Genomic DNA, 11806 nt, shown 5'->3' with positions numbered 1-11806 from the left:
GAGAGGGTGCACGCTAGGTGGAAGAGGTACGGGCGGAGCGGGATGTCTCCTCACGAGCCCGCCGGGGGCGGTGCGCTCAGGTCACCCAGCCGCCCAGCACGATCAGCGCCACCACGCTCAACCACGCCAGCAGCGCTCGCAGGAAGGCGCTGCGCATGCGGGTCAGCTCCAGCAGCGGATCGGTGCGCTCCTGGGCATAGCCGTCGCCCGCCTCGATCTCCACGTCGATATCGGCGCAAGCCGCCGCGGCGAGGAAATCAGGCTCGTCGGCGTACCAACTGGTCGGCGCCGCGCGCTGGCGCCATCGGCGCCACGAGGCCATCACCGCATCCCAATGGCCGACCAGCGCCAGGGTGAACACCAGCAGCTGCGCGGGCAGCCAGTCCAGCGCGTTGGCGACGAAACGCGCGTGGGTGCCGCTGCCCGCGTCCAGCGCGAGCGTGTCATCGCGCCCCAGCGTCTGCGCCAGCCGGTAGAGCAGCGCGCCCGCTGGCCCGAGCAGGAAGAACCACAGCAGCACGCCGAAGCGACGGCGCAACGCTGCCATGGCCACCGACTGGCCCAGCGCATGGGCATTCCAGGCCACCCGCTGGCCGGGCTCGGCGAGGCGCTGGGCTGCCGCCTCGCGGGCCAGCGGGTCGGGGGCATGGAGGATCGCCTCCAGATCCGCCTCGAACGCATGCGGGCCCAGGCCATAGAGCAGCACTGCCACGGCGAAGATCAATTGCATGATGCCGCCCAGGGGCGTCCGGGCGAGCAGGTCGGACAGCAGCAGGCACAGCAGCGTGGGCACGATCAGGGTGATCAGGACGCGGCCGCGGCCCGCCGTGTCGTCCAACTGGCGTACCCAGCCGCGGAACACCCTGTCGTCACGCCATTGGACAAGCTGCGGCAGCAGATGCAGCAGGCCGAGGGCGATCAGGGCGGCAAGCAGGCTCAAGGCCATCGGTCGATGCTCCTGGTAATGCCCGCCATTGTAGGACAAGCCCCTCCAGCAGCCCGTGGGAACGCCGTAGGCGCGGAGCAAGACGCCGGTTGATCAGCCGGCGAGGGCGTCCAACTCGATGCCTGCGCGCTCGCGCAGCCAGTGCGCGAGCAACTGGTAGGACACCGACAATCGGGTCGGCGTGGCGAAGCTGCCGTCGGCCAGGCCAGCGACGATCTGCTCCGGCGTGAACCAGCGCGCATCGGCCAGCTCGCCGTCGCGCAGGTCGATCGCGCGCCCCAGCGCTGTGCCGGTGAAGCCGACCATCAACGACGCAGGCAGCGGCCAGGGTTGCGACGAGTGATAGTGCACGTCGCCTACGCGCACGCCGGCCTCCTCTGCTACTTCGCGCCGCACGGCGTCTTCCAGCGATTCGCCCGGCTCGACGAAGCCCGCCAGCGTCGACCAGCGGCCCTGCGGCCAACTGGCCTGGCGACCGAGCAGGCAGGCGCCTTCGTGTTCGATGATCGCGATGACTGCCGCGTCGGTGCGCGGAAAATGCAGGCGCCCGCAGGCGCCGTTGGTGCATTGCATGCGGTGGCCTGCGGAAACGCGCCGCAGTGGCGCGCCGCATCCACTGCAGTACCGCGTCTCGCGCTGCCAGTGCGCCAGGCCCTTGGCATAGGCGAACAGCCCCGCCTCATCCGCGGCCAGACGCATGCCCGCTTCGCGCAGCCCGATGCGTCGCGCATGCAGGCGGTCTTCCAGGGTGTCCAGCGGCTCGCCCTCGCCGAGTGCGAGCAGGAAGTGCGGCCGTTCGTCCGCGATGCCCAGCAGGCTCACCTCGGCATCGGCGAACAGCTCACGCCGTTCGGCGGCGCTCAGCCAGCGCAGGCCTTCCGCCTCACGCAGCAGATAGCTCTCGCCGGAAGGGTCGAGCAGCAGGTAGCGCGCGCCCGCATGGTCGCCCTGTTCGGCGACCCAGGCGTCCTGGTCGCGGCGCTCGGACATGCGATCCAGCACCAGGCTCAGGCCGGCGAAGATATTGGTGCAAGCCATCGGCGCGACTCAGGTGGAGAACGAGGAACCGCAGCCGCAGGTGGTCTTGGCGTTGGGGTTGCGGATCACGAACTGCGCGCCGGAGAGGCTCTCCGCATAGTCGATTTCAGCGCCCGTGAGGTATTGCAACGACAGCGGATCGACCAGCAGCGTGACGCCCTCGCGGTCCAGCGCGAAGTCGTCCTCCGCCTGCGCCTCGTCGAAGGTGAAACCGTACTGGAAACCCGAGCAGCCGCCCCCGCTGATGTAGACGCGCAGCTTCAGCGCCGGGTTGCCCTCCTCGAGGATCAGCTCATGCACCTTGCGCGCGGCCGCTTCGGTGAAGACCAGCGGGGCGCCGGCCTGACGGTAATCGGGAATCGAGACGAGGGTTTCCATGCGGCGGATGTGCGGTTGCCTGGGTGCGATCTCAAGGATAGCGCTTGGCTTCGGCGGCCGCTCAGGCAGGTACCGCTTCGTCCAGCCCTGCGTCGTGCGCACCTGGCGCGGGCAGCTCGCGCGGCGCGCTGCCGTCGACGCGGTGGCTCATGCGGCCATTGACCTGTGCGCCGGCGGCCATCTCCAGCGTGCGGTAGTGCACATCACCGGCGATGCGCGCCTGCGGGGCGAGCTCCAGCCGCTCGGTGGCATGGATGTCGCCATGCACCTGACCGTTGATGATCGCGTGCGGCACGCGAATCTCGCCCTGCACCTGGCCCTGCTCGCTGAGCGTGAACACGGCATCCTCGCCTTCGGCCAGCACCGTACCTTCGATGCGTCCATCCAGATGCAGCGCGCCGCTGAAGCGCAGATCGCCGCGGATGACCGTGCCGCGGGCGATCAGGCTGGTGTCGCTGCTGGTGCTGGCGTCGCGGTCGCCGCGTCGACGATTGAGCATGTCAGTTTCCCCCTTCGATGGTCGTGAGGTTGCCCGAGAGCGCATCGCTCCACGCGACCGTGCGGTCGACGCCGTCCTCGCCTTCGGCTCGGACGTGGATGCGCAGCCGGGTCGGCTTGAAATCGGCCGGCAGCATGAAAGTGGCGTGCAGCTGCTGGAAGTAGCGGAAGCGGAAGGGCAGGCCATCCTTCTGCGCCGCGTCGCCGAGCTGTGGCCAGTCCAGCGCCACCACCTTGTCGCCGCGCACGCCTTCCACGCCGAGCGTTACCGTGCCGCTGACGTCGCTGCCGCGCTTGGCGTTCTGGGTGAGGCTGAGCGCGAGGTTCCAGGCATGTGCGCCGGGCACCGGCCGCAGCTGCACCTCCTGCACCTTCAACCCCTCGCGCTGGGCGTTGCCGCCGACCAGTCGCGAATAGAAGCCGAGGTCTGCGCGCAGTCCGCTGATCTCCTCTTCGCGCTCGGCAAGCGTGCCGCGCAGCGACTTGGTAGCGATCCCCGTAACCTGCTGGGCTCGCCTGAGGTTGGCGACCTGTTGCCTGAGTGCGTCGTTCTGCGCTGCCAGCTGCCTTGCTTCGCGCCCGTCGACCGCCGCGGGCGTGGTGCGCCAGGCCAGCGTGCCGACGACCAGCGCCGTCAGCAGCAGGCTGGCCAGCCAGGCCGCGCCCAGCCATAGCCGGCGGCGGCGTTGGCTGGCTTCGTCATGCGGGCGCACGACGAAGCGTGGTGGCGGGCGTGAAGCCATGGGGATATCCGGAGCGGCACGGAGATTCGGTATAGCTTCAGCGTGACGAGAGCGTCAAGGAACCGCTGCACGCTTTGCAGGGAACCTGCGCCAGGCCTTCCCGGGCCGGCCGGCAGGCGGGCTCAGCCCACCTTGTTCTGCAGGTAACGTTCGGCGCCGATGTCCTTGACCAGGTTCAGCTGGGTCTCGAGCCAGTCGATGTGTTCTTCCTCGTCGTGCAGGATGGTCTTGAACAGGTCGCGGCTGATGTAGTCGGCAATGCCCTCACTGTGCGCGATGGCGGCCCGCAAGTCGACCGCGGCGGCCAACTCCAGGTCGAGGTCGCCCTGGATGCATTCGAGCGCGTTCTCGCCGATGCGCAGCTTGCCCAGGTGCTGCAGGTTGGGCAGGCCGTCGAGGAACAGGATGCGCTCGATCAGCCGATCGGCGTGCTTCATCTCCTCGATCGATTCCTTGTACTCGTGCCCGGCCAGATCGCCGTAGCCCCAGTCCTTGAACATGCGGTAATGCAGGAAGTACTGGTTGATCGCGGTCAGTTCGTTGTAGAGCACCTTGTTGAGGTACTCGATGACCTTGGCGTCGCCTTTCATCGGAGGTCTCCGGTTCCATTCGACCGGTGACTATACGGGCTTGGCCACGGACTGGAGGTAACGCGAATTGACTTGCGGTTCGACGCCCGCAAGATGCGCTCAGGCGGTGAGCAGCGGAAGCGGGAAGACCACCTGGACCAGCGCCGCATCCAGCGTCGCGCGCGCTTCGGGCTCGCAGCAGCCACAGCAGTCCGAGCAACCGGTGCGCGCCTGCAGCTCGGCGAAGGTGCGCACGCCGTCGGCGACCGCGCGGCGGATGTCGCCGTCGGTGACGGCATTGCACAGGCAGATGTACATGCCGCGCATTCCAGCGTAAATGCGAATGATTGTCAACTAGGCCGGGTCAGGCCACGGCGCGCCCGCCCGTCCCGTCACCGCCCGCGGTGCGCGGCTGGACGCCCAGCTGGACGCTGAGCATTTCTTCAACCAGCGGAGCGAAATGGCGCAGCGCGCGCTCGTAGACCTGGCGCTTGAAGTTGACCACGTGCTCGGCCGGGTACCAGAAATCGACCCAACGCCAGATGTCGAATTCCGGTTTGTCGCAGGCATCCAGCCTGAAAGCATCCTCGCCGCCGACCAGGCGCAGCAGGAACCACACCTGCTTCTGGCCGATGCAGGTCGGGTGCTGGTGGTGGCGCACGTAACGATGGGGCAGGCGATAGCGCAGCCAGCCGCGGGTGCTGGCAACCACCTCGACGTGCTCGGGCGCCAGCCCGGTTTCCTCTGCCAGTTCGCGGTACATCGCCTCCAGCGGCGTCTCGTCGCTGCGCATGCCGCCCTGCGGAAACTGCCAGCCGTCGTGATTGACCCGCCGCGCCCAGAACAGCCGGCCATCGCCATTGAGCAGCACGATGCCTACGTTGGGGCGATAGCCATCCGCATCGATCATGTCGCCTCCTGGGCCGGCATGCCGCGAATGCAGCGGCTCCGGCGGGGATTCAACCATAACGCGCGCGACGCGGGAAAGCGAAGAGACTTGAACCGGCCCGACCCGCCAATTACACTGCCGGGCTCCGTTGGCGCACCTGGCCAGCGATGCCCTTGGCTATGTAGCTCAGCCGGTTAGAGCACAGCACTCATAATGCTGGGGTCGGTGGTTCGAGTCCACCCATAGCCACCACCGCCTGCGACGCGGCGCCTTTCCCGCTCTCGATTCTCGCGCTCCCTCCTTGTCGTGGGCCGAACCTACAATCGCTCGCCATGCATATCCATAAGGTGTTCCAGATCGAGGCGGCGCATCGGTTGCCCAACGTGCCGCCCGGTCACAAGTGCGCCCGGCTGCATGGGCACTCGTTCCGCATCGAGATCCACGTCGAAGGGGAGCCCGATCCGTCGCTGGGTTGGGTGATGGACTTTGCCGATGTCAAAACGGCCTTCGCGCCGTTGTTCGAGCAACTGGACCACCACTATCTCAACGAGATCGAGGGATTGGAAAACCCCACCAGCGAGGCGTTGGCGCGCTGGATCTTCCGTCGTCTGGAGCCTCGCCTGACCGGGCTGGACAAAGTGGTGGTGCACGAGACCTGCACTTCCGGCGCGAGTTGCAGCCGAGCCAGCTTCTGACGCAGTGCAAGATGATTCGGAGTCAGCCTTCGTATCGCTCGAAACCGTCATTTGTTGCATTGCAACAAATACCCTGCTAGGCTTGCTCCACTCCCAACTCCCGTGAGGGACAAGCCATGACACAGCAGATCGACACCCAAGTTTTTGCTTATGCCAGGCAGTTCGCCGACAACGCCTTCAAGGCGCAGGCGCTCGTGCTCAAGGGCCTGGAGCAGGCCGCCGGCCTGCAGCTGGGCACGCTGGAGCAACAGTCCCGCTCGGCCGCCGAATTTCTGCTCGCCGCGGGCGAACTGCGCGACGCCGACGGCCTGCGAGGCCTGTGGGACAAGGGCGTTGCGCTCAACCGCGCACAGACCGAACAGGCCGTGGCCCTGACCCAAGGCCTGGCCGCCGTCGGCCGGCAGACCGCCGAATCGCTCGGTGCGCTGGTGCAGCCGCTGCAAGCCGCCAATGACGCGGTTGCGGCCACGGCTGCAGCCACCCGTGCGGCAGCCGCCAAGTAGGGTTCTGCCCGCGTCCCCAGCATCCCTCCCCGCCGGGACGCGCTCCCTGGGCCGGACTTCGCAAGTCCGGCCTTTTTTTTGTGTCCGTCAGCAGGAATTTGCGCACCGGAAAAGTGAACGCCGGCGCCCACATGACAAGATGTCGCGGCTGCGCGGCTTGTCGGTCCAAAAGCCCGGCTGATATACTTTTGCGGATTGGATCGTGGCCCGTAGCTGCAAGGGTGACGCCTGGTGCGAAGCCGCGCGGGAACACACGTGCTCAACAGTCTTGCCTCCGGTCGTCGCCTGGCCCTGCGCATCGTGATGTGGCAGGTCGCCGCGGCGGCACTGGTCGGCCTCATCTTCCTGGTGCAGGGACGCCGTGAAGCCTTGGCGGCTGCCGCAGGCGCCCTCGTCATGGCGCTGGGCAACGCGCTGCTTGGCGCGCGGGCCTTCGCCGGGATGCATGGAGCGGGCATGGCGCTGGGCCGGCTGCTGGTGGGCATGGTCCTCAAGTGGATCGCGGTCATCGGAGGGATGGGCGTGATCCTGATCAAACTGAAGTTGCCGCCGCTGGCCGCCATCACGGGGCTGGCGGCTGCTTACGCGGTTCATCTGCTGGCGTTTCGATTCAAGGGCTGACACATGGCAAGCGAGCCGCAGGGCGGTCTTACCGAATACATCTCCCACCACCTCAAGCACCTGACTCCGCATACGAGTCCGGAAGGCTTCTGGGCGGTGCACATCGATTCGGTCACCGTCTCGCTGGTGCTCGGCGTGCTGTTCTGCCTGTGGTTCTGGGCCAAGGCGCGCAAGGCCACCGCCGGCGTGCCGGGCAAGGGCCAGGCGTTCGTCGAGATCGTGCTGGAATTCGTTGACGGCCAGGTCAAGGACGTCTTTCATGGCGACCGTCGCGTGCTCGGTCCGCTGGCGCTGACCGTTTTCGTCTGGGTGTTCCTGATGAACGCGATGGACTTGCTGCCGGTCGATCTGCTGCCCTGGATCACCGCGAAGTTCGGCCTCGGCCACTTCCGCGCCGTGCCCACGGCCGACATCAACATGACCTTCGCGATGTCGCTCACGGTCCTGCTGCTGATCATCTTCTACAGCTTCAAGGCCAAGGGCTTCAGCGGCTACATGCACGAGATGTTCACTGCGCCGTTCGGCAAGCATCCGCTGCTGTGGATCCCCAACTTCGCGCTGAACCTGGTCGAGCTGCTCTCCAAGCCGGTGAGCCTGGCGATGCGACTGTTCGGCAACATGTACGCCGGCGAGCTCGTGTTCATGCTGATTGCCGGGCTGTTCACCGCCGGCAGCTGGGCGCTTTATGGCATGGGCATCATCGGCTACACCGTGTGGGGCATCTTCCACATCCTGATCATTTCGATCCAGGCCTTCATCTTCATGGTGCTGACCGTCGTGTACATCTCGATGGCTCACGACCACCACTGACCTGCAGTTCTTTTTCATCGAACAACTAAGCTTTTCTTTCTGAGGAGATCGTCGTGGAAGCTATCGTTCAAATCGCGCAAATCCAGGGTTTCACCGCCATCGCGCTGGGCCTGATCATCGGCCTGGGCGCTCTGGGCGCCTGTATCGGCATCGGCGTCATGGGTTCGAAGTTCCTCGAAGCCGCCGCCCGCCAGCCGGAGCTGGTGCCGCTGCTGCAGGGCCGCATGTTCCTGCTGGCCGGCCTGATCGACGCGGCGTTCCTGATCGGCGTGGCGCTGGCGATGTACTTCGCGGTGGCCAACCCGCTGCTGTCGGCCCTGACGGCTAAGTAAGCACGAGGCGGCGCCTGGCGCCGCTCCCCTACGGGCGCCCGCGCCAGGGCGCCCGTATCCGTACCACCCCGCATTTACAGGTAACGCAGCGATGGATTTCAACGCGACCTTGATCGGCGAAATGATCGCCTTCGCGATCCTGATCTGGTTCACCGTCCAGTTCATCTGGCCGCACATCAACAAGGCCATCGAAGAGCGTCAGCTCAAGATCGCCGAAGGCCTCGACGCCGCCGAGCGCGCCCGCGCCGAGCTGCGCGATGCCGACAGCAAGGTGGCCGCCGAGATCAAGGTGGCGCGCCAGCAGGCGGCCGAGATCATCGATCGCGCGCAGCAGCAGGCCAACCAGATCCTGGACAAGGCCCGCGCCGACGCCATCGGCGAGATCAACCGCCTGAAGGCCAGCGCGCAGGACGACATCGCCTCGATGGCCCAGCGTGCCCGCGAGGAGCTGCGCGAGAAGGTCGGCGCGCTCGCCGTGCAGGGCGCCGCCAAGATCGTGCAGCGCGAGATCGATCCGGCCGCGCACAAGGCGTTGCTCGATCAGCTCGCCACGGAAATCTGACCATGGCCCAGGCAATCACCCTCGCCCGTCCGTACGCGCGCGCCGCTTTCGAGCTGGCGCACGAGGCCGGCACGCTCGGCGAATGGTCACAGGCGTTCGCCTTCGCCGCTTCGGTGGCGAAGGACCCGCGTGTGGCAGCCCTGGTCGGCGACCCGCGCGTGCAGCCGGCGCAGCTGGTGGCCTTGCACCTGCCGCAGGGCATGGGTGTGGACACCCCGTTCGCACAGTTCCTTCAGACGCTGGCCGAACAGCGCCGCCTGGCGCTGCTGCCGGAAGTGGCCGAGCTGTACGAGGAACACAAGCGTGAAGCGGGTTCGCAGCTGAGGGTCAAGGTGACCAGCGCGATGGCGCTGGATGGCGCCCAGGCCGAGCAGCTGAAGGCGTCGCTCAAGCGTCGCTTCAAGCGCGAGATCGAACTGGAGGCCAAGGTCGATCCGGCGCTGCTCGGCGGCGTGGTGATCGACACCGGCAGCGAAGTGATCGACGGCTCCGCGCGCGGTCGCCTGCAACGCCTCGCCAGCGCCCTGATCAGTTGATTAAACGCGGCATCCGTGCCGCGAAAGCAGAACCGGCCATCCGTGGCCGACTCTGAAAAAACCTAGAGCAAAGCCGGCCATGTGGTCGGACTCTTGAAAAAGCATTCCCAAATTCAGGAAAGCGACCATGTCCAGCACCACTCTGAACCCGTCCGAGATCAGCGAACTGATCAAGAGCCGCATCGAGCAGTTCAAGCTCGGCGCTGAGGCCCGCAACGAAGGCACGATCATCAGCGTGTCCGACGGCATCGTGCGCATCCACGGTCTGGCCGACGTGATGCAGGGCGAAATGATCGAGCTGCCGGGCAATGCCTTCGCGCTCGCGCTGAACCTCGAGCGCGACTCGGTCGGCGCCGTGGTGCTGGGCGAGTTCCAGCACCTGAAAGAAGGCGATACCGCCAAGACCACCGGCCGCATTCTCGAAGTGCCGGTCGGTCCGGAGCTGCTCGGCCGCGTCGTCGATGCGCTGGGCAACCCGATCGACGGCAAGGGCCCGATCGCCGCCAAGAAGACCTCGCCGATCGAGAAGGTCGCGCCGGGTGTGGTGTGGCGCAAGTCGGTCGACCAGCCGGTGCAGACCGGCTACAAGGCGATCGACTCGATGATCCCGATCGGCCGCGGCCAGCGCGAGCTGATCATCGGCGACCGCCAGACCGGCAAGACCGCCGTGGCGATCGACGCGATCATCAATCAGAAAAATTCGGGCATCTACAGCATCTACGTTGCGATCGGGCAGAAGCGCTCGTCGATCGCCAACGTGGTGCGCAAGCTCGAGGAGAACGGCGCGCTGGCCAACACCATCGTGGTCGTCGCCTCGGCTTCGGAGTCGGCTGCGCTGCAGTACATCGCGCCGTATTCGGGCTGCGCCATGGGCGAGTACTTCCGCGACCGCGGCGAAGACGCGCTGATCGTGTACGACGACCTGTCCAAGCAGGCCGTGGCCTACCGTCAGATCTCGCTGCTGCTCAAGCGCCCGCCGGGTCGCGAAGCCTATCCGGGCGACGTGTTCTATCTCCACTCGCGCCTGCTCGAGCGCGCCGCGCGCGTCAACGAGGCCTACGTCGAGAAGGAGACCAACGGTGAGGTCAAGGGCAAGACCGGCTCGCTCACCGCGCTGCCGATCATCGAGACCCAGGCGGGCGACGTGTCCGCGTTCGTGCCGACCAACGTGATCTCGATCACCGACGGCCAGATCTTCCTCGAGACCGATCTGTTCAACGCCGGCATTCGTCCGGCCGTGAACGCCGGTATTTCGGTGTCGCGCGTGGGTGGTGCGGCGCAGACCAAGATCGTCAAGAAGCTCTCCGGCGGCGTGAAGCTGTCGCTGGCCCAGTTCCGCGAACTGGCCGCATTCGCGCAGTTCGCCTCGGACCTGGACCCGGCCACCCGCGCCCAGCTCGACCGCGGCCAGCGCGTGACCGAACTGATGAAGCAGAAGCAGTACGCGCCGCTGTCGATCGCCGAGCTCGCGCTGTCTGTATACGCCGCCGAGAAGGGCTACCTGGACGACTTGGCCGTAGCCAAGGTGCTCGACTTCGAGCGTGGCCTGCACGCGTTCTTCCATCAGAACCACGAGGAACTGATGAAGAAGATCGTCGCCACCGGCGACTGGAACGGCGAGATCGAGGGCGTCTTCAAGAGCGGCCTGGACGAGTACAAGAAGACCGGTTCCTGGTGAACCCCGCCGGTGGGCCCTCAAGGCCCGCCGCGCACGTTGACGGCGGGCCGTAAGCCCGCCCCACGCAGGTCGAACCCAAGAGCAGACAGATGGCAAGCGGACGCGAAATCAAAACCAAGATCAAGAGCACGCAGAACATGCGCAAGGTGACGCGTGCGCTCGAGATGGTCTCGGCCTCGAAGATCCGCAAGGCGCAGGACCTGATGAAGGCCTCGCGTCCGTACGCGAGGATGATGCGCCGGGTGATCGCCCACGTGGCCCAGGCCAACACGGACTTCAAGCATCCGTTCCTCATCGAGCGCGAGAACGCCTCGCGCGTGGCGTTCATCGTGATCTCCACCGACCGCGGCCTGTGCGGCGGTCTGAACTCCAACCTGTTCCGCCGCGTCCTCCCGGCCGTGCGCGAGTGGCAGGACAAGGGCGCGCAGGTCGACGTGGTCGCCATCGGCCAGAAGGCGATCCAGTTCTTCCGCCGCATCAAGGGCGTCAACCTGGTCGGCAGCGTCAGCCACCTGGGCGAGCGACCCAAGCTCGAGCAGCTGGTCGGCGTGATCAAGGTCGTGCTGGACGCCTATGCGGCCAACGGCCTGGACCGCGTGTTCCTGGCGTACAACGACTTCGTCAACACCATGACGCAGAAGCCGATGGTCGATGCGCTGCTGCCGCTGCCGCTGGTGGCCGCAGAGCTTGCCGCGCAGCAGTCCTCGGGTGATTCGGCCTACGCCGGCATTACGCTAGAGCAGACCCACGACTGGGACTACATCTACGAGCCCGATGCCGCCGCGGTACTCGAGCACGTGCTCGGCCGCTACATCGAGTCGGTGGTGTACCAAGGCGTGCTGGAGAACCTCGCCAGCGAGCATGCGGCGCGCATGGTCGCCATGAAGAGCGCCTCGGACAACGCCAACAAGGTCATCGCCGAGCTGACGCTCAGCTACAACAAGGCGCGCCAGGCTGCGATCACCCAGGAAATTTCCGAAATCGTCGGCGGCGCCGCGGCTGTATAAG

At 66.5% G+C, this 11806-nt stretch carries 17 protein-coding genes and 1 tRNA gene; 10 read left to right on the top strand and 8 right to left on the bottom strand.

The window, feature by feature from the left end; genetic code table 11:
- Positions 1-76: 76 nt before the first annotated feature.
- The 8 genes from VGU65_RS05160 to VGU65_RS05125 form a co-directional block, all read right to left on the bottom strand.
- Complete coding sequence (locus VGU65_RS05160; protein WP_327473504.1) at positions 77-946, bottom strand: beta-lactamase induction protein; 870 nt, start codon at positions 944-946, stop codon at positions 77-79.
- Between the two features lie 93 nt (positions 947-1039).
- Positions 1040-1984, bottom strand: coding sequence for an NAD(+) diphosphatase (gene nudC / locus VGU65_RS05155; RefSeq protein WP_327473502.1), 945 nt, complete (start codon positions 1982-1984; stop codon positions 1040-1042).
- 9 nt (positions 1985-1993) lie between these two features.
- Entirely contained in the window at positions 1994-2362 is a 369-nt protein-coding gene (erpA, locus tag VGU65_RS05150) for an iron-sulfur cluster insertion protein ErpA (protein WP_327473501.1), read from the bottom strand.
- Between the two features lie 61 nt (positions 2363-2423).
- Positions 2424-2861 (bottom strand): bactofilin family protein, encoded by a 438-nt coding sequence (locus VGU65_RS05145; protein WP_327473499.1) that lies wholly within the window; start codon positions 2859-2861, stop codon positions 2424-2426.
- A gap of 1 nt (position 2862) precedes the next feature.
- Positions 2863-3603, bottom strand: a complete 741-nt coding sequence (locus tag VGU65_RS05140; protein WP_327473497.1) for a DUF6776 family protein — start codon at positions 3601-3603, stop codon at positions 2863-2865.
- Between the two features lie 122 nt (positions 3604-3725).
- The gene (gene bfr / locus VGU65_RS05135; protein ID WP_327473495.1) at positions 3726-4193 is read right to left on the bottom strand and encodes a bacterioferritin; all 468 of its coding nucleotides are present in this window, start codon (positions 4191-4193) and stop codon (positions 3726-3728) included.
- Positions 4194-4292: 99 nt separating this feature from the next.
- A complete protein-coding gene (locus VGU65_RS05130; protein WP_414655798.1) occupies positions 4293-4499 on the bottom strand; it encodes a (2Fe-2S)-binding protein in 207 nt (68 codons plus the stop codon).
- 37 nt (positions 4500-4536) lie between these two features.
- Positions 4537-5082, bottom strand: a complete 546-nt coding sequence (locus VGU65_RS05125; RefSeq protein WP_327473492.1) for an RNA pyrophosphohydrolase — start codon at positions 5080-5082, stop codon at positions 4537-4539.
- Between the two features lie 154 nt (positions 5083-5236).
- Between VGU65_RS05125 and VGU65_RS05120 the strand changes: the two genes are divergently transcribed.
- The 10 genes from VGU65_RS05120 to atpG all read left to right on the top strand — a co-directional run bounded on the left by VGU65_RS05120 (position 5237) and on the right by atpG (position 11805).
- A tRNA-Met gene (locus tag VGU65_RS05120) sits at positions 5237-5313 on the top strand.
- Between the two features lie 80 nt (positions 5314-5393).
- Positions 5394-5756: a 6-carboxytetrahydropterin synthase QueD gene (gene queD, locus VGU65_RS05115; protein WP_327473490.1), complete on the top strand. Its 363-nt coding sequence runs from the start codon at positions 5394-5396 to the stop codon at positions 5754-5756.
- Positions 5757-5872: 116 nt separating this feature from the next.
- The gene (locus VGU65_RS05110) at positions 5873-6259 is read left to right on the top strand and encodes a phasin family protein (protein ID WP_327473488.1); all 387 of its coding nucleotides are present in this window, start codon (positions 5873-5875) and stop codon (positions 6257-6259) included.
- A gap of 231 nt (positions 6260-6490) precedes the next feature.
- Positions 6491-6880 carry a hypothetical protein gene (locus VGU65_RS05105; RefSeq protein ID WP_327473486.1) on the top strand — a complete coding sequence of 130 codons (390 nt, stop codon included), beginning with the start codon at positions 6491-6493 and terminating at the stop codon, positions 6878-6880.
- A 3-nt stretch (positions 6881-6883) separates the two neighbouring features.
- Positions 6884-7690 carry a F0F1 ATP synthase subunit A gene (atpB, locus tag VGU65_RS05100; RefSeq protein ID WP_327473484.1) on the top strand — a complete coding sequence of 269 codons (807 nt, stop codon included), beginning with the start codon at positions 6884-6886 and terminating at the stop codon, positions 7688-7690.
- 53 nt (positions 7691-7743) lie between these two features.
- The gene (gene atpE / locus VGU65_RS05095) at positions 7744-8022 is read left to right on the top strand and encodes a F0F1 ATP synthase subunit C (RefSeq protein WP_291196641.1); all 279 of its coding nucleotides are present in this window, start codon (positions 7744-7746) and stop codon (positions 8020-8022) included.
- Between the two features lie 91 nt (positions 8023-8113).
- Complete coding sequence (locus tag VGU65_RS05090; protein ID WP_291196643.1) at positions 8114-8584, top strand: F0F1 ATP synthase subunit B; 471 nt, start codon at positions 8114-8116, stop codon at positions 8582-8584.
- Positions 8585-8586: 2 nt separating this feature from the next.
- Positions 8587-9120 (top strand): F0F1 ATP synthase subunit delta, encoded by a 534-nt coding sequence (locus tag VGU65_RS05085; protein WP_327473479.1) that lies wholly within the window; start codon positions 8587-8589, stop codon positions 9118-9120.
- 127 nt (positions 9121-9247) lie between these two features.
- Entirely contained in the window at positions 9248-10798 is a 1551-nt protein-coding gene (gene atpA / locus VGU65_RS05080) for a F0F1 ATP synthase subunit alpha (protein WP_327473477.1), read from the top strand.
- Positions 10799-10887: 89 nt separating this feature from the next.
- Positions 10888-11805 (top strand): F0F1 ATP synthase subunit gamma, encoded by a 918-nt coding sequence (gene atpG / locus VGU65_RS05075; RefSeq protein ID WP_327473475.1) that lies wholly within the window; start codon positions 10888-10890, stop codon positions 11803-11805.
- Position 11806 lies beyond the last annotated feature (1 nt).

It is taken from the genome of Frateuria sp., from assembly GCF_035943815.1.
Taxonomy (GTDB): Bacteria; Pseudomonadota; Gammaproteobacteria; order Xanthomonadales; family Rhodanobacteraceae; genus Frateuria_A.
This window is presented reverse-complemented; position numbering and strand designations above follow the sequence as displayed.